The organism is Desulfotruncus arcticus DSM 17038 (assembly GCF_900113335.1).
Classification (GTDB): Bacteria; Bacillota; Desulfotomaculia; order Desulfotomaculales; family Desulfallaceae; genus Desulfotruncus; species Desulfotruncus arcticus.
The window spans coordinates 68,734-87,397 of sequence record NZ_FOOX01000018.1; the positions used below are offsets into that span (position 1 = coordinate 68,734).

14 protein-coding genes are annotated in these 18,664 nt (G+C 45.4%); 4 read left to right on the forward strand and 10 right to left on the reverse strand.

Translation table 11 applies throughout. The features are described 5' to 3' along the window. Positions 1-1,056: an NADH-quinone oxidoreductase subunit NuoH gene (gene nuoH, locus BM056_RS20090; RefSeq protein ID WP_092473889.1), complete on the forward strand. Its 1,056-nt coding sequence runs from the start codon at positions 1-3 to the stop codon at positions 1,054-1,056. A 303-nt stretch (positions 1,057-1,359) separates the two neighbouring features. Here nuoH and BM056_RS20095 read toward each other — a convergent pair whose 3' ends face one another. The 5 genes from BM056_RS20095 to BM056_RS20115 form a co-directional block, all read right to left on the reverse strand. Next, positions 1,360-4,404 (reverse strand): efflux RND transporter permease subunit, encoded by a 3,045-nt coding sequence (locus BM056_RS20095; RefSeq protein ID WP_092473808.1) that lies wholly within the window; start codon positions 4,402-4,404, stop codon positions 1,360-1,362. Further along, positions 4,397-5,467: an efflux RND transporter periplasmic adaptor subunit gene (locus tag BM056_RS20100; RefSeq protein WP_092473810.1), complete on the reverse strand. Its 1,071-nt coding sequence runs from the start codon at positions 5,465-5,467 to the stop codon at positions 4,397-4,399. The genes BM056_RS20095 and BM056_RS20100 overlap by 8 nt, the downstream gene beginning before the upstream one ends. A gap of 144 nt (positions 5,468-5,611) precedes the next feature. After that, positions 5,612-6,184: a TetR/AcrR family transcriptional regulator gene (locus tag BM056_RS20105; protein ID WP_092473891.1), complete on the reverse strand. Its 573-nt coding sequence runs from the start codon at positions 6,182-6,184 to the stop codon at positions 5,612-5,614. 260 nt (positions 6,185-6,444) lie between these two features. Continuing rightward, on the reverse strand, positions 6,445-7,140 hold the full coding sequence (locus BM056_RS20110) for a response regulator transcription factor (RefSeq protein ID WP_092473812.1): 696 nt from the start codon (positions 7,138-7,140) through the stop codon (positions 6,445-6,447). A gap of 31 nt (positions 7,141-7,171) precedes the next feature. Continuing rightward, on the reverse strand, positions 7,172-8,647 hold the full coding sequence (locus BM056_RS20115; protein ID WP_092473814.1) for a sensor histidine kinase: 1,476 nt from the start codon (positions 8,645-8,647) through the stop codon (positions 7,172-7,174). A gap of 254 nt (positions 8,648-8,901) precedes the next feature. Between BM056_RS20115 and BM056_RS20120 the strand changes: the two genes are divergently transcribed. The 3 genes from BM056_RS20120 to BM056_RS20130 all read left to right on the forward strand — a co-directional run bounded on the left by BM056_RS20120 (position 8,902) and on the right by BM056_RS20130 (position 14,059). Next, on the forward strand, positions 8,902-10,014 hold the full coding sequence (locus BM056_RS20120) for an efflux RND transporter periplasmic adaptor subunit (protein ID WP_131820800.1): 1,113 nt from the start codon (positions 8,902-8,904) through the stop codon (positions 10,012-10,014). Further along, positions 10,011-13,145 (forward strand): efflux RND transporter permease subunit, encoded by a 3,135-nt coding sequence (locus BM056_RS20125; protein ID WP_092473818.1) that lies wholly within the window; start codon positions 10,011-10,013, stop codon positions 13,143-13,145. Before BM056_RS20120 ends, BM056_RS20125 begins: the two co-directional genes overlap by 4 nt. Before the next feature lie 119 nt (positions 13,146-13,264). Then, positions 13,265-14,059, forward strand: a complete 795-nt coding sequence (locus tag BM056_RS20130) for an aspartate/glutamate racemase family protein (protein ID WP_092473820.1) — start codon at positions 13,265-13,267, stop codon at positions 14,057-14,059. Positions 14,060-14,171: 112 nt separating this feature from the next. Here BM056_RS20130 and BM056_RS20135 read toward each other — a convergent pair whose 3' ends face one another. The 5 genes from BM056_RS20135 to nikB are packed head-to-tail and all read right to left on the reverse strand — an operon-like array spanning position 14,172 to position 18,658. Beyond that, positions 14,172-14,918 (reverse strand): class I SAM-dependent methyltransferase, encoded by a 747-nt coding sequence (locus BM056_RS20135; protein WP_092473822.1) that lies wholly within the window; start codon positions 14,916-14,918, stop codon positions 14,172-14,174. 12 nt (positions 14,919-14,930) lie between these two features. Further along, complete coding sequence (locus tag BM056_RS20140; protein ID WP_092473824.1) at positions 14,931-15,923, reverse strand: oligopeptide/dipeptide ABC transporter ATP-binding protein; 993 nt, start codon at positions 15,921-15,923, stop codon at positions 14,931-14,933. Further along, a complete protein-coding gene (locus BM056_RS20145) occupies positions 15,916-16,854 on the reverse strand; it encodes an ABC transporter ATP-binding protein (protein WP_092473826.1) in 939 nt (312 codons plus the stop codon). Before BM056_RS20145 ends, BM056_RS20140 begins: the two co-directional genes overlap by 8 nt. 15 nt (positions 16,855-16,869) lie before the next feature. Beyond that, positions 16,870-17,712 (reverse strand): nickel transporter permease, encoded by an 843-nt coding sequence (nikC, locus tag BM056_RS20150; RefSeq protein WP_165613625.1) that lies wholly within the window; start codon positions 17,710-17,712, stop codon positions 16,870-16,872. Position 17,713: 1 nt separating this feature from the next. Next, positions 17,714-18,658, reverse strand: a complete 945-nt coding sequence (nikB, locus tag BM056_RS20155; RefSeq protein WP_207648229.1) for a nickel ABC transporter permease — start codon at positions 18,656-18,658, stop codon at positions 17,714-17,716. Positions 18,659-18,664: the final 6 nt, after the last annotated feature.

Sequence of the window (18,664 nt, forward strand, 5' to 3'; positions counted from 1 at the left end):
CTGGGAAACTTATTTGTGGGCATAGCTGATTGGATCAGAACTCTTGTCGGTGGTGTTGGATTTCTACCCGGTGAGCTTGCAGAAGCAATTGTTTTATTATGCAAGTTGGTCGCTGTCCTGGTATTCATCCTGATCAACTGTTTGTATCTGCCGCTTTACGTGGAGCGAAAGGTTGCCGCCTATATGCAGGCCCGCATTGGCCCAAACCGGGTCGGTCCCAAGGGGTTACTGCAGCCTCTGGCCGATATGGTTAAAATGCTGGGCAAAGAAATCATTATCCCCGGAAAATCGGATAAAGTATTATTTTTGCTGGCACCCTTACTGATCTTTGTGCCGACTTTGATGGCTTTTGCCGTGATTCCCTTCGGCAAAGGCATGGCGGCAATTGATATCAACATCAGCCTGTTTTACATCCTGGCCATTTCTTCCCTTACCACACTGTTTATCTGGATGGGAGGTTGGGCTTCGAATAGTAAGTATTCCTTAATTGGCGCCATGCGTGTAGTGGCCCAAATGGTTAGCTACGAACTGCCGCTGGTGCTTTCCCTGCTCGGCGTGGTAATGATTGTAGGCAATCTTAATTTATCAGACATCATAGCCGCCCAGGAGCATACCTGGTTTATTTTAACCCAGCCCATTGCTTTCCTGATTTACTTCACTGCCAGTGTAGCCGAAACAAACCGTACCCCGTTTTGTGTTGTTGAAGGGGAATCGGAGATTATTGCCGGACCCTATACGGAATACGGAGGTATGGGCTTCGGTATGTATGGCCTGACCGAGTTCGCCAACATTATGCTGACGTGTGCTTTGGCTACCATTATCTTTCTCGGCGGGTGGCAGGCGCCTTTCGGCCTGACTTTCATCCCTTCCTGGATCTGGTTCTTACTGAAAATGTATATCCTGATTTTCCTCGTCATGCAATTTCGCTGGACCTATCCCCGCATCAGGGTGGACCAGCTTATGGGATTTTGTTGGAAGATACTGGTGCCCCTTGCCCTGGCTAACATTTTTATAACCGGCATTGCCGTTAAAATATATCAGACAATCGGTTGGTGACGGATTTGCCAGCGGCAGATTATGGATTATGTTAATTATTATATTTAAGGGCCTCCCGGGATTTTTCACGAGAGGCCCTACTACTTGCCAGCGAATCATTAACTGTTCCCAGCCGATTTCCCTAATCCAAGGATTTCTTATTTAATTATCCTGCAATCCCTTGCTTATCTGTCCCCAATTACCTTCCAAGGCATCGTTTTTAAGCTCCTTAGCCATTTCAATTTGGCTTTCGCATGTAACCTCGAGCGGCAGGGGCGAGCGGACATGGTCGTCCGCTCTAATAGCTATTATCTCATTAAAGCATTAAATTTGCTTAACCTTAAACCACACGGCATACATGGTAGGTAAAACTAATAAGGTCAATAGGGTGGCACCTAATAAACCACCTGCTATGGCTACCGCCATAGGACCAAAGAAATTACTTGCAATTAAAGGGATCATTCCTAATATGGCAGCGGCAGCAGTTAGCAGGATGGGCCTAAATCTCATAACCGCAGCATTGATGATCGCATCCCACGGTGTATCACCTTCTTTAATATGCCGCTCAATCTGGTCGATTAAAATAACCGAGTTGCGTACAATCATGCCACTAAGGGCTAAAATTCCCATTTCAGCCACGAACCCCATCGGACGCGTGGTGAGCAGCATGGCCAGGCTAACTCCGATGACACCCAGGGGCGCCGTAAGAAGGGTAAGAAACATCAGGGAACCTTTCTGAAGCTGCAGCATAAGAAGAATCACAATGACCAAGATCATAATGGGAACCGGTTGAAGCAAATAACGCTTAGCAACTTGACTTCTCTCCAAAGCACCATCAACTTCTATGCTATAACCGGGGGGAAGGTTTTCGCGTACCGATTCTAAGTCATCATTGATTTCTTGTGTGGCATCATTACCGGTTACTCCGGGAACCACATCCGATTGTACGGTAATGGTTGGCTTTAGGTCATACCGCCAGATCAAACCTTCTTCAGCATCGTAACTTATTGTGGCAATTTGGTCCAAAGGCACAAATCTGCCATTGCCAACGTGTATGGGAAGATCTTTGATACCGGACAAATCTTTCCGGTTTTGGACGTCTAAACGAAATACAATACCAACAGTTTTATCCTTTTCATAAAATTCGGCAATGGTAGCCCCGGACAGCTGGGTCTGTAAGGATTGGGCCAAACTTTCTCTATTAACACCAAGCATTTTTGCTTTTTCCTGGTCAACAGCCAAATTCATCACTTTGCTTTTTTCATTCCAGTTAAGATTGATATTGGTCAGGCTTGGATTTCTTGCCATAACCTCACTTACCTGGTTTGCAATCTCACGTACCTTGGCGTGGTCATAGCCACTAACACGCAACATGACAGGATAAGGCGAAGGAGGCCCGGTTTGAATGAACGTGATATGGCCACGCACATGCTCAAACTTTTCGGCAAATAGCTGATCAACTTTAGTTCTCAAGGCTTCACGGGATTCTAGATTCTTGGCGACAATCACGAATTGAGCATAATTCGCCTTTGGCAGCTTCGGATCCAGCGTAAGGATAAAGCGTGGTGCTCCCCTCCCGACATAATAGCTGTAGTTTTCAATATCCGGATCGCCGGAAAGGCTGTCCGCAAATTGATGTGCCTCCCGCTCGGTGGCCGCCAGGGATGATCCCTCCGGCAGAGTCATTTCCACAATGAGCTCCGGGCGAACTGACGCAGGGAAAAACTCCTGTTTTACAAACTTCATTAAAAAGGTAGAACCTATAAAGCAAACTAATGTAATGCTAAGTACCAGTTTCTTGTGATTGAGACACCAAACGAGCATCTGCCGGAACCTCCGGTAAAACTTGGAATCATAAACGTTATGACCTGCATCAGCAGTGTGCTTGAGTTTGATAAATTTATAACCCAGCAGCGGAGCAACCAGTACCGATACAAACCAGGAAATCAAAAGAGCAAAGGTTATCACATAGAAGATACTACTGGTGTACTCGGAGGCAGAACCTTTGGAGAAACCAACGGGTATAAATCCTGCGCAAGTAATTAAAGTACCTGTAAGCATAGGGAAGGCTGTAGCCGTGTAGGCATAGCCGGCCGCCTCAAATCTCCCCCACCCTTGCTCCAATTTTACAGTCATCATCTCAACAGCAATAATCGCATCATCCACTAATAAGCCCAGAGCCATGATTAGTGCTCCCAGCGATACTTTATGTAAAGCTATGCCCCATATATTCATGCACGCAAATACACCGGCAAGGACCAATGGAATACATAAAGCAACGACGATACCTGAACGAAAGCCAAGGCTGATGAAGCTAACAATCAACACAATCATCACTGCCTCAGACAATGATTTTACAAATTCGTTAATGGATTCTTGGACAACCTTGGGCTGATTGGATACTTGATGGACTTCCATGCCCAAGGGCAGGTCCTTTTTTATCATGGCAATGGTTTTGTCCAGCTCTTTTCCCAGGGCAAGGATATTTCCCCCCTTTTCCATAGAAACAGCGAGACCTATAGCCGGCTGACCGTTATAATACATTTTCGGTTCCATAGGATCGGCATAACTGCGCTGTATTGTGGCAACATCGCCTAAGCGAAAGGTCCGTTCACTAGCTCGAATGGGCAGGTTGCGAAGGCTATCCACATTTTCAAACATCCCGGAAACCCGTAAATAGACATCATCTGAGGATGTCTCAATCATACCTGCGGGAGTCATAGAACTCTGTGCTTTTACGGAAGCAATAATCATATTGGGATCTATCCCTAATTGAGCCAATTTATTACTTTCCATCTCAATATAAATTTTTTCTGGTTGGACGCCAATGAGTTCAACCTTTTTCACATTGTTAACACTTAGTAAATCCCTGCGAATTTGCTCCGCTTTTTCCCGCGCCTCCTCATAACTATAGTCCTTTGAAGTAAGGGCATAAATACAGCCATATACATCGTCGAACCGGTCATTGAATACGGGTCCGACCACCCCTTGTGGCAATGTCCCTTTAATGTCATTTACCATATTCCGTACTTCAAGCCAGGTGGAGCGAATATCTTTTTCACTTACTGAATCTTTTAGAGTCACATAGATCACTGCTTGCCCCGGCTGTGAATAGCTTTTTAAAAAATCCAAACCAGGTGTGTCCTGTAACTTTTTCTCTATTTTATCAGTTACCTGTTCTTCTACCTGGCTGGCACTGGCCCCTGGCCAGGCGACAGACACTACCATCTGACGAATTATAAAATCAGGGTCCTCCATTCTCCCCAGCTTTTGATAGGAAAATATTCCAGCCACAAAAATCAGTAGGATAAAGAAGTATACAATTTGTTTATTCTTAAGTGCCCACTGGGACAAATTCAGCTTACTCATAACGCACCTTTTGTCCTTCCCTTAATTTTTGAGCCCCGGCAGTCACAATGACATCTCCATTTTGGAGTCCCTCCAGAACCTGAACCGTTTCGTCACCGAAAGCTCCGACCTTGATAGGACGCAATTTTACGATGCCATCTTGAATGACCCACACACTTGGTGTATCACCGATCTGGTATATTGCCGCAAGGGGAATGTAAATTGACTGCTGTTTGACGGAGTTTACCACCTTCACACTGGCAGTCATTCCCAAACTTATATTTTTAGGAGGGCTGCTTAAATTGATTCTGACTTTACACGTTCTGGTCACCTGATCAACAACCGGTGAAATTTCCCTGATTTTCCCTTCCGCTGTAACCCCGGGCAGCGCCCAAAAACTGATGTCGATTTTCTGTGCGTTACGGGTGTCGTTAATGCGGTTTTCCGGGACATAGATTTCAATTTCACGTTCGCTGCCTTGCACTAAGGTGAGGACAGGCTGGCCGGCGTTAACTACTTGTCCTGCTTCAGCATTCACATTGGCAATAACTCCGTCACTATCCGCCACCAGTGAGCAATAGCTTAGCTGGTTAGCTACTTGATTATATTGGGATGATGCCTGGTTGAAGGCGGCTAAAGCAATATCATAGGCGTTTTGGTATTGCTCCAGTTGCGCAAGACTGACGGCATCCTGTTCATACAGATTACGAAAGCGTTTTATATTGGTGGCGGCCAGACTCAATTGTGACTTAGTCGAAGACACTTGTGCGGCGCTCATATTTACGGCTTGTTGAAGATCTTGAGCATCCATTTCCATTAGAACATCTCCGGAATTAACCACACTCCCAAGCTCCACGTTTCGTTGAGTAATTTTCCCGCCAACCTGAAAAGCCAGAATAACCTCATGCCTTCCCCGCACTTCACCGGAATAGACGGCGGTTTGCCCCGTGGCGTCTTTTGTTACCACTTGCGAGCGAACAAGCGGTATATCCTCCTTTGCTGTTTCGGTTTTAGAACATCCGGCGAGTCCAAAGGATACCACCAGTATCACAACTATTGCGCAAACTGTAATAGACTTTTGCAAAAAACCCACTCCTCAGTACTTATGTTTATGTAGCTATCAAAACGATCAAAACAGCTGTAACTTGCAAACTATTTTCGTTTTTCAGTTTCCGAATGGCAAAAATTAATAATGCCCGATGCAAAATACAATTGGCTGGATTAGCCTCTACTTTTTTACCAGGGCATTAACGATAAAGTCGATCAGTATCTCGGTATAATCCTCAATGTGCTCATCATCACAGAGCGGACCTGTACGAGCAAAGCTGAAGGCCTGGAATAGCCTAAAGCCGGCATAAGCAACAATCTTTTCATCCACATCCCGGAACTTACCCTGCTGTTTGCCTTCGCGAATAATCCCCGCGATGATTGAGATGACCTCTTTATCAAGAAATTCATGATACTTTCTATTCATGGCTAAAAACAGGTCATCGTCTTTTAGTACTTTAGTTATGAAATGATCTTGGTTTAGATACGGTACTGCCGTTCGAATAAGCAGTACCAGCTGCTCAAGAGGGTCGGACACACCCCTGATTCGCGAAAATAATATCTCCATCGTTTTATTTAACTCACGTAAAAAAAGACATTTGAACAGGTCTTCTTTGTCTGTAAAGTGTTGGTAAATTGTTTTTTTTGAAATTTTGCAGTCCCTGCTAATTTCGTCCATTGTTGTCTTTTTATACCCAAAGCGTTCCAGCCGTTCTTTTGTCTTATCAAGGATCAGGTTTTTTATGTCCTCCACTTCATTCATCCCTCCTTTTTAAAAAAATACTCATGTCAGCCTTGCCATCTTTAACCATAAAACTATTTTAGTATTTTAGTTTCCAAAAGTCAATAAGGAGAGATATCTAAAAAGGATACTTTAACCACATCAGACAATATAGAATAGAGTAATTTTCCGATAGTTATTTTTGAAAATTGAAAATATTAAGTATAAATTCAGTGAATCTTCAGGGTACATTCAGGTGTTTTCTATTGTAAGATATAACTATAAGCAAAACTTTAGGAAACCTTAAAACGATATCCTACACCCCAAACGGTTTCAATATATTGTGGATTTGATGTATCTTCCTCCATTTTTTCACGAATTTTTCTAATGTGAACAGCTACTGTTGTTATTTCTCCCCAAGTGTTCATACCCCAGATTTTTTCAAAAATTTGTTCTTTACTTAATACCCGTTCCGGATTTTCAGCTAAAAATACCAGCAGATCAAATTCCTTGTTAGTTAACTGTATTTCCTGGCCGTTTAGATAAACACGCCGGGAATTTTTATTAATTACCAGGCCCTTTATTTTTAATTCCTCGTTATGATCATCAACTCTTTGATTAACCAGACGATTATAGCGGGCAAGATGGGACTTGATTCTTGCCACCAGTTCCGCCGGACTGAAGGGTTTAGTCATATAATCGTCAGCGCCCAGTCCTAATCCTCTGATTTTATCAATATCTTCTTTTTTGGCAGAGACAATGATTATGGGTACATCGCTATTGTTGCGTATGGTCCGGCATATTTCGAACCCGTCAACTTCAGGCAGCATAACATCTAGTATAATCATCGCGTAATTTCCTTGTAAGGCCCGCTGCAGACCTGTCCTGCCGTTTAGTTCGATATCCGTTTCAAAGCCTTCGATTTCCAGATAGTCTCTTTCCAGTTCGGCAATACTCTGCTCATCTTCAATAATTAATACCTTCTTCATAGGTTTTCCTCCTCGTAAGAAAACAGCTCTTTTAGTTTAGGTTTACTATAAAATATTTAGATTTTTTCAAGGTAAAAAATATACTGGTCCCTAACCCCTCCGTGCTCTTGACCCAAATCCGGCCCTGATGAGCCTCGATTATTTCTTTCGCAATGGATAATCCAATACCACTGCCTCCGGTTGTCCGGTTCCTGGCACTATCTACTCTGAAGAACCGGTCAAAAATAAAGGAAAGTTTATCCTCCGGAATACCACAGCCATTATCCTTTATTTCAATTAATGCCCCGCTGTTATCTTCTTTTAAGATTACTTGTATTTCCTTATGCTCTTTATTTAAATGTTTTTGGGCGTTTTCTATGATGTTATGAATAACTCTAACCAGCCTCTGCCGGTCGGCCATGATTAAATCCTGGCTTTCATAATGAGACACAAAGCTAAGGTCAATGCTATTTTCACTTAAGGAAAAGTTTAATTCTTCTATGGCATCTTCAAGATATTTATTAATTTCTATAGTTTCAAAGTCAAAAGGAAGCTGTTTAATGTCTAATTCAGAAAAAAGAACTAAATCATTGGTTAACCGCTCCATTTCCACAGCGTAATTTAAGATAGTCCGCAGATACTTTTCCATTTTCGCCGGGTTATTGGCTACACCGTCGATTATGCCCTGGGCATATCCTTTAATTGTCGTAAGCGGTGTTTTAAGGTCGTGGGATATATTAAATATCAGTTGTTTTCTGCTGTTTTCATATTGAGTATTAAGAGCTTGTGATTGCTTTAGTTTTAGCCGCATCTCTTCAAAGGTCCGATACAATTCCCCTATTTCGTTTTTGGCCGGATAGCTAATGGGGTAATCCAGATTTCCCCGTTGGATTTCCATCGCGGCTTTTTTAACTGAGTTTAATGGATCAATTAAACTTTTAGACATATGGTAAGTTAAAAAACTGTTAGTCACCAAAATACAAATGATGAAAATTATAAAAACCCATTTCACGTATTCATTAAATTGTCCGGGCGGAGGATCCCACGGGGCTATTTTGCTCATAAAAAGGTAAATGCGGCCTGTCGTACCATCACTGAAAGAGATGGCCCTGCATCTTACTATATATTCTTTGGCAATTGCTGTTACCCATCTTTTAGAAATATCCTGTTCCAGAAATTTTGATAAATAAGGTTTTAGTTTTTCTGCTTTCACCGGTAGGGAATTATAGGTAAATTGATCATTATCCTGGATCAACATGCCCATCCCAAAGGAAGTTATTTTGTTGTTGATCCGTTCCAAGTATAACTTATCTTTAAAGTAATCCGGATGATTGACGAGGGTAGACTCTAATTCCTCTGCAAAATCCGTATATTCCCTGATTTTTTCGTCTTGCACAGCTTCTATAATTTGTAGTTGATGACCCTGTTCATAATTAATCAAGATTAATCTGGCTGACAAGACTGCCAGAAAAAAAGGAACTATGATCATAACAATGTAAGAAGCCCAAATCTTTTGTTTTAAAGACACATGGTTACCTCCACAGGATTTGATTTACAAGTTTCTGTTTTATTCTCTATTATAATGCCTACATTATAAAACGATCTTTTAAATTTCTACTAAATATTTAGCCTTTTTTAGCCAAAAATTTTAATTTAAATTTTCGAGTTTGTTAATAGATATTTTATATTTGGTTTAAAAACTGTTTGTTTTATTTCTCTATAATGTATACGAGAGGCAGAATGATTTAGGGAGTGATAAAAAAGTTGAAAAAGTTCACGATTTTGCTGTTAGTTATGTTATTTTCTTCCCTTTTAAACGGATGCGGAAGTAAACAACCGCCCATTGCTGAAGAATCATCAATTCCCGTTGAAGTGATGAAGCTAGCCAAAACAGAAATGAAAATGAATTACAGTACCTCCGGACAGATTTCATCGTCGTCGGAGACCACCGTCGCCCCCAAAGTTTCCGGTCGTGTTGCAGCAGTTAAGGTAAAATTAGGTGCTCAGGTAAAAAAGGGACAAGTTCTTTTTCAGATTGATAGCAAGGAAGCAAGTAACCAATTGACTGAAGCAGAAGCGAGTTTAGGCATCGCTAAAACAAGTTATGATATGGCGGATCAGGCTTTAAGGGATGCCCAGGCCGATTATGACCGCAAACAAACCTTATTTGAAAGTAATGTCATATCTACATACGATTTAGAACAGGCCAACACCGCGTTGGTTAATGCCAAGCTCAATCTTGAACAGGCCCGGCAGCAAATGAATCAGACTAATGCAACACTAAGCAGTGCGCAGGAAAATCTTGCCGACTATTCAGTTGCCGCACCAATGGACGGCCTGGTAGGTGAAATTAATATTGAGTCCGGTGAAATGGTCAGCAGTCAAACCAATGCCGCAGTCATCGTAAGTATTGATACCGTTAAGGTAGAGGCTTCGATTCCTGAAAGTATAGTAAACGAACTCCGACCGGGAAGCGTTGTATCAGTTACCATTGATTCTCTTAACAAATCCGTTGAGGGAACATTGACTACCATAGCACCAAAAGCAGACTCCGACACCATGGGTTATCCGGTGGAAATCTCAGTGGCCAACCCCTCCGGGGAAATTAAGCCGGGAATGACAGCCAAAATCGAACTTATCACGGGAAATTTAAAAAATATTTTTGCGCTGCCGGTGGATGCGGTTATTGAGCAGGATGGGCAGCACATTGTATATATTGTAGAAAATAACCAGGCCAAGGAGGTCTCTGTTAAAACCGGGGTTACCAATGACACCCTGATTGAAATCACCGACGGCTTAAAGGAAGGACAAAGCATTATAGTCGAAGGCAACCGTCTTCTCTCCGATGGTCAGCAGGTGAGAGTGGTTAAGACACAGGACGGTGATGCCAAGTGAAAATAGCAAACTTTTCCGTTGAACGACCCGTGGCCATCTCAATGCTCATACTTACGGTGGTATTCATTGGACTTTATGCACTGCCCAATCTGGGAGTCGCTCTTATGCCGGACATGAGTATACCGGTTATAACGATCAACACCAGTTACTCGGGAGCGGCACCGGCTGAGGTTGAAAAGGTCATTACCAAGCCCATAGAATCAGCTGTAAGTTCGGTTAGCGGCATCAAAGAAATTAATTCAGAGTCTTCAACCGGCAACTCCATGATCATGGTGCAATTCGACTATGGGTCAGATCTTGACGATAAAATGAACGACTTGCGCAGCAAAATTGATTCAGTTAGAAGTTCTTTGCCGGATGATGCCAACAGTCCCACGTTATCTAAAATTGATCTCAATTCCCAAGCCATTATGACTTACAGTCTGACCGGAGCAAGTCTTGCCAAGATGAAAGAAATTGCCGAAGATACTATTCAACCGGCTCTGGAGCGGATTGAGGGTGTCAGTTCTGTTAGCATTAGAGGCGGCAAAGAGCGGGAGATCCAGGTTAGGCTCGACCAAGCTAAAATGGATGCCTATGGCCTAACCATTCAACAGGTGTCACAGGCACTCTCCGGTGATGATATTACCGGCACAGCGGGACAATTGGTCAGAGGCTCCAGCGAAATCAGCATCAGGGTTATGAATGAATTCGACAACCTTGATGTCATCAAGGATGTACAAATCAGTGTCCCCGGCTCATCTGGAAACCACATTCCGCTGTCAGATATCGCAGAAGTTAGTGATTCTTTTAAAAAAGATAGCTCTCTCACTTATGTCAATGGGGAGCCGTCTTTAACTCTGAGTGTACGGAAAGCTTCAGACGGCAACACAGTGCAGGTTGCTAAAAAAGTTTATCAAGAAGTGGCCGGTTTGAACAAAACGCTAACTGATGGTGTTAAAATGAACATCGTCAGCGACACATCTACCACCATCACAGATGCCGTTAAAAGTGTTGAGGAACATGGACTCCTTGGTGGATTACTTGCGGTAATCATATTGTTTCTGTTCATGCGTAGTGCCAGAAGTACCGCGGTAGTAGCAATCACTCTGCCTATCGCCTTGATCGGTACATTTTCCGCCATGTATTTTGCTGATATAACAATTAACATGCTGTCCCTTGGTGGATTGATGCTTGGCCTTGGATCCCTGGTTGACTTTGCCATTGTAGTGTTGGAAAGCATTTACAGAAAAAGGCAGGAAGGCCTTGACGTGATCAACGCGGCCAAAGTGGGAACAGCTGAGGTGGGAACTGCCGTAATGGCTTCGGCGGCCTCCCAGATTGTCGTTTTTATGCCCATAGTTTTCGTCAGCGGCATCGCCAGTATGATCTTCAAACCGCTGGCATTGACCGTAAGCTTTTCCCATGCCTGCGCTCTTTTTGCCGCCCTGACGCTGGTGCCGATGATGTCCTCCAGAATGTTAAAAAATGTACCGGCACCGGAAGAATTTGTGTATAAAAAGGGAGACAAGAACCCGGTTACCCTTTTCGGTTACGGGCTGCAAAAGATTATTTCAGGCTACAAACGTCTTCTTAGCTGGGCTTTACAGCATCGTAAAACTGTGGTGGCAGCCACTGTACTTTTATTCATTACCAGTCTGGGCTGTATCCCGTTGATTGGCATGGAGTTTATGTCCAGTATGGATGAACGGGGAGTAAACATTACTATTGAAATGCCAACAGGCACCATGCTTGAGGTAACTCAGAAAAAGGCTGAGGAAATTGACAATCTAGCCAAAAAAGCAATCGGTGACGGGATTGATACCGATAATATAACAGTGGGCGGCGGCAACAACCCCTTTGCAGGCACTTCCGAAGCCAATAATGCAACCATTCAGTACAAGCTTAAATCCACAGATGAATATAAAGTAACATCCAATGGAGCAGCAGAAAAAATCCGTCAAGCCATAACCGATGTTGTTGGCGCCACTATTACGGTGGAAGTGGAAGAAAGTGCCATGGGCATGTCCGGTAGTGCAGTTGATGTAATTATCCGTGGCAGCGACCTGGATATTCTTACTGAGTTGGGTAACAATGCGGTAGAGATCATTAAAGGAGTGTCCGGAACCAGGAACGTGTCAAGTTCATTGTCCAGTAATATTCAAATGCAAATAGTGGTTGACCGCGAAAGAGCGGCACAGTACGGTATCTCCGTCAGTCAGATTCTTTCAGCAATCAAAACTGCTTTCGGTGGCCTGACAGTAGGCAGCCTGCATACCGGTGATAACACCGTCGACATAAGTTTGCGATACTCCAAAGATTATGCCAACACCGAGAGTACCCTTTCAAACATGGTGATTGTTTCCTCTTCCGGAGCAAAAGTGCCATTGAGAGACGTGGCTAATATAGCCATTAAAAATTCTCCCAAGGAGATAAGCCGTTCCAACCAAAACCGTGAAGTTGCAATCACCGCCGATGTTTCCGGTGTAGCTCCCGGCAGTGTTAACTCCGAAATTCAGCAGAAACTGGCACAATTGACACTTCCCCAGGGCTATACCATTGACTACAGTGGAGATCAACAAAATATGAATGAATCTTTCAGTGCCTTGGGTACGGCCCTGATACTGGCGATTGTCCTGGTCTTTATGGTGATGGCGGCGCAGTTTGAATCTTTGTTCCAACCTTTTATCATCATGTTTTCCTTACCACCCACCTTTATCGGAGTTGTAATCGGGTTGGGACTTACCGGAACACGCTTAAATGTGATGAGTTTGATCGGGGCCATTATGTTAATTGGTATTGTTCTTAACAATGCCATTGTGTTGGTTGACTATATAAATACCCTGCGCAAACGTGGAATCGAACGCAATGATGCTGTCATACAGGCCGGGCCGATCCGTCTGCGGCCGATTCTGATGACGACCTTATGTACAGTTTTGGCTTTAATGCCCATGGCTCTTGGCGGCGGTACCGGTAATGAATTAATGAAACCAATGGCCATAGTTATTGCCTTTGGCTTAACTTTTTCAACTCTTATCACCTTGATACTGGTACCCGTAGTGTATACAATTTTTGATGACCTGTATGGGCGAATAATTAAACGTTTTTCAAACAGTCCATTGTTCCGGCAAAAACATAATATTCAAAACTAGCCGGGATTGTCGATCAAGAAAGTAAGCACCTGATAACCATTATTTCTGGATTTATTAACCGTAAAATGTTACTATTTTAAGTAATTAGTTTTCAAGTATCGAACGCAAGGGAGTTTGAAATGAACAGCAAAAAGCCTAACCAAGAACGGGAGTACGGGTACCTGGGAATTGCAACCCCCAAAACTGTAGTTACACAAAAAAGAGGTCAGTATGTAACCGGATATTCAGTGGGGATTCTGTATCTGGACGGATGCTGGTATCCTGTTTTGCCAGGAAATGTTGCCAATCTATGTACTTATGACTTTCCCGTTAGATTAAAGGTAGTTCCTGATTGTAATACATCAAGGCTGCTTTCAGGCGATTTCACATTGTTGGATAGCGTAATCAAAGCAGCACAGGAATTGGAAGCGGAAGGTGCCCGCGCGATATCCGCAGCATGCGGGTTCTTTGGCAATTTCCAAAATAAAGTAGCAGCAGCTGTTGATATTCCCGTGTACCTTTCCAGCGTTGTGCAAATACCCTGGATCAAAACGGGTTTAAAGCCTAATCAAAAAATTGGTATGCTGACAGCCTACGCCAAAGGAATCACGCCAAACTTATTTGCAAGCTGTGGTGTGCATGATCCAGGTATTTGTATCGTAAAAGATTTAAGTGGGTTGCCCGAGTTTTCAGCTATTATTGAGGACAGAGGAACGTTTGATAATGAGAAGCTTAGAAAAGAAGTAGTTGATGCAGCTGTTGCTATGGTAAATGATCATCCGGATATTGGAGCAATCCTATTAGAATGCAGTGATTTACCGCCATATGCATCCGATATCCAAAGAGCGGTCAAGCTCCCAGTATTTGACTTTATCACCTTGATCAGATGGATCCATTTTGCCACCAGTCAAAAACCATATTATGGGTTTATCTAAGAGGTTGTCTCTCATTTTCCGATATATCTCAGATAGTGGAAGCCGGAACCCATGCGGAACCTATAAATAAGGGAGGATACTCTATGATTTCGTATCCTCCCGGGTTGTGGTTTCAAAGTGAAGCTACGATTAGAAAATCCATTCCAGCGTGGTGGCCATGTTTAAGATAGCCTAAAAATCCGCTCCACCTGGGGATGTTCAGAGGCTCCACTCTGACCGCGAAGCCCAGCTTTTTCAGTATTTCCACATCGGTTTCCGGCCGTTTTACCTGTTTCATGGGCAGAAGCCTGTCCAATTTCTGATTACCCACCCAAGGGTTGTTGAACTCCGTGAGCAGTATGAGAATACGGCTGAAAAACCGCCAGATCCTTCTAACCGTTGGCACATCCCTGCCCCAGTTGCCGTCTATTATTATCAACCTGCCGCCGGGTTTCTTCAATACCCTTTTCCATTCTCTAAAGGCCTTCTCCGGATCGGTAAGGGACCACACCACATGCCTGTTGATCACAATGTCGAAGGTTTGTTTCCTGAAAGGCAGGTTTTCCGCATCGCCTATAACAAATTCCGCGGGCAGATTATTGCTTTTAAATTTGTCCCTGGCCTTCTGCACCATTTCCTCAGCCAGGTCTACCCCTGTAACCTTGTGTCCCATTTCCGCCAGTAACAGGGACAAAACACCGGTGCCTGAACCCACATCCAGTACACTGGTTCCAGACGGCCCCATGATTCCGGTAAAAAGGGATATCCAAGCAGCTTTTTCACTCTGGGAGTGAATGCCGTGGCCCGGAGAACTGTCAAAGGACTCCGCCCTGTTGTTCCACCTGAGTCTGATCGCTTCTTTTAATTCCGCCTGTTTCATGGTTAGTCCTCCTCAAATAACGGCAATTTTAGGAGCTGCACTAAAAGGTTCCGCATGATGGCAGGCCACTTTATGCCCCTTAGTAATGAATACAAAATCTGGTTTCACCTGTTCGCATAAAGAATTTTTCATTTTACAACGGTGGTAGAACAGGCAACCCCGACGGTCCTTATATGTATGCTCCAGTTCGGTTCCGTTAAAACGCCTCATTGTGCCCACTCTGTTTTTTCTGGCGTCGGGGTCTGGAATGAGCAGTGATTCCAGCAGCAGCCTGGTATAAGGATGGGCCGGCTGAGCCAGAACAAACTCTGTATCTCCTTCTTCTACAACTGTACCCCGGTACATAACCGCAACTCGCTGACACATTTGACGGGCAACATAAAGATCATGGGTGATAAAAAGTATGGCCAGGTTTAATTTTTGCTGTAATTCTTTTAAAAGACAGAGTATCTGAGCCTGTACAGATACATCCAGGGAGGATGTGGGCTCGTCCGCCACAATAAGCTCCGTTTCCAGTGCCAGTGCCCGGGCCAGGGATATCCTCTGCAGTTGTCCCCCGCTCAATTCAAAGGGGTAGCGATTCAAATGCTCCGAATGAAGTCCGATAATGTTTAGCAATTCCTTTACCCGTCCGGTAATTTTACCCTCAGGCAACAGTTGATGCAGCCTGAATGGTTCGGCCAGACTGCGGGAAGTCTTCCAACGGGGGTCCAGGGAACCATCCGGCTCCTGGAAAATCATTTGCACTTTGCTCCGGTGAATCTTGCGATCTGCCGCCCCCATCCCGGAAATATTCCGGCCATTCATTAAAACGCTGCCACTGCTGGGCAATGTCAGACCGGCCACCAGCCTGCCCACGGTAGATTTACCGCTGCCGCTTTCCCCTATCAGCCCGTAACACTGGCCCTTGGTAATAGTAAAGGAGATATCCTCGACGGCAACGGTTTTATCCCACCGGAGGATGCCGCTGCGATATATTTTGGTAAGCCCTGCCGCTTCAAGCATAATGACACCTCACTTTATGAGTTCCGGTTACGTCTGATAGCGGCGGAATCTCCCGTTGGCAGAGGGAACCGGCCCCGGGGCAACGGGGATGGAAACCACAGCCTGAAGGGAGCTCCACCAGGGAAGGGCTTTGACCCTTGATCGGCCTTAGGCCGTTTCCCGGATGCGCTGCTATAAACCCCCTGGTATAGGGGTGTGCCGGTTTTTTAAAAATATCCCTGACACCACCCAACTCCACTATTCTGCCTGCGTACATCACGGCAACCCTGTCGGCCAGTTCAGACGCCACCCCAAGGTCGTGGGTAATCAGCAGCATTGAACCGTCGGAGCCGGTGTAGCCAGGCAGGGAACTTAATAAATCCATAATTTGTAACTGTACAGTAACGTCCAACCCCTTAGTTGGCTCATCGGCAATCAACAGTGAAGGCCGGCAGGCCAAGCCCAGGGCAATCATGACCCTCTGGCGCATACCCCCACTGAACTGGTGGGGGTAATGCCGGACTCGTTCAGGTGGCAGGCCCACCAGTCCCAGCATGTTTTCCGCCTCCTTCCAGGCAGCCTTTCCGCTAATCTTGCGGTGTTCCCTTACTGCTTCTGCTATCTGCTCCCCAACGGTAATGGTAGGGTTTAACGAGCTCAAGGGGTTCTGCATGATCATAGCTATTTCCCGCCCCCTGAGCTCCCGCAGTTCTCCTGCGGAGAGAGTCAGGAGATTTTTTTGCCGGTAAAGTATTTTACCTTCCATCAAGATATTGGGAGGCAGCAGGCCCATAATCGCCAAACCCAAAACCGTCTTGCCGGAGCCTGTTTCGCCCAGCAGGGTCAAGGTTTCCCCCGGAGCAACAGACAGATCAACCCCGTCCACCGCTTTAACCATTCCGTCACGGGAATCAAAATATACTTTAAGGCCGATGACTTTAAGCAAATCCATAAGGCCTACCCCCCATTATGTTTTGATAATGTCCCTGGCCCTGGGGTCCAACAGGTCTCTGAGGCCGTCGCCCAGTATGTTGAAAGCGAATACTGTCACCGTAACGGACACACCGGGGAAGAAAATTACATGGGGGTGGGTAAATATAAATTGTTTGCCCTCGTTCAGCATGGTTCCCCATTCCGGGGTGGGGGGCTGTACCCCCAGCCCCAGAAAACTCAATGAGGCGATGGCAAGTATGGCATGCCCCACGTGCATCGCGGCCAAAATAATCAGAGAAGGCACAATGTTGGGAATGACATGGTACACAATAATGTACCAACCGCTCCCGCCCAGGCCCCTGGCGGCATCGATAAAGCACTGCTCTTTTAAGGACAGCACCAGCCCCCGGGCTATCCTGGCGTAACCCACCCAACCCAGAGCCACCAGGGCGATGAACAGGTTATGCATTGACGGGCCCAACACCCCCACTATACAGAGGGCCAGAATAATACCGGGAAAAGCCATCAATAAGTCCACCGTCCGCATAATAAATTCGTCAACCATGCCCCCAAGATAGCCTGCCGTAGAACCTATGAGCAGTCCCAAAACCATATTCGCCGCCACTACAGCCAGAGAAAGGCTTAAGGAAAATCTGGCCCCATAAATTATCCTACTGAGAATGTCCCTACCGTAACCATCAGTTCCCATTAAATTGTCTTGACACGGCCCGTGCAGCCTCTCATCCACCTGTACCTGGGTGGGATCGAAGGGAGAAAGAAGGGGGGCGGCCAGAGCCACCACAGTTATTAATAAAACCATGGCGCCTCCCGCCCAAAGCAGCTTGTTTTGTCTGTAATGTTTAAACCAACCGGCCAAATTACCGCCACCCTTTCTCGAACCTGACCCGGGGGTCCAGGAAGTAGTAGGCAATGTCCACCAACAAGTTAACCAGCACGAATACTGCCGCCACCAGGAAAACAAATCCCTGGATCACCGGATAGTCCCTGGCGTATATAGAATCCACCAGAAATTTTCCTATACCCGGCCAGGAAAATACCGTTTCCACCACCACCGCCCCGGCCATCAGATGCCCCAGTTGCGAGCCAAAGGCTGTCAGTACTGGTATTAAAGCGTTCTTCAGAGCATGCTTCCAGATGATCACCGGTTCCCGCAAACCCTTGGCCCTGGCCGTCTTAATATAGTCCAGGGGCAGCACCTCCAGCATGGCTGCCCTGGTCAACCGGGCCAGGGCAGCGGCGATACCGGTACCCAGGGTGACCACCGGTAATACGAAGTGTTTGACAGTGCCGCTGCCGAAACAGGGCAGCCAGCCCAGTATCAGGGAGAATAACACCATCAGCATGATTCCAAGCCAGAATTCCGGAATGGAAATGCCCAGCAGAGCCACTACCCTGGTAACGTGGTCAGGCAGGGAGTTCTGTCTGACCGCCGCCAGCACCCCCAGTGGCAGCGCCAGCAGCAGAGAAATAACCATCGCCGCCACAGCCAGCTGCGCTGTAGCCCCAAACCTGCCGAAAAACTCCCGCAGCACCGGTTCGCCGGTTTTAAGGGAGGAGCCGAAATCTCCCCGGCTGATCATATACATCCATTGAATACATTGGCTGGAATAGGCCTTGTTAAGTTCGTGATTTTCCATAAACAGGGCGATTTCCTCAAAGTTAGGATCATTTCCGGTACGCTGCCTCAATATGGCCTCCGCCGGATTGCCCGGAGCAAAGTAAAGTAGTGTAAAGGAAAGTAGCGAGGCTGTCAGCATCACCAGCAGGGCCACAAAAAACCGCCGTAGTATTAAGCTTTGCAATTATCG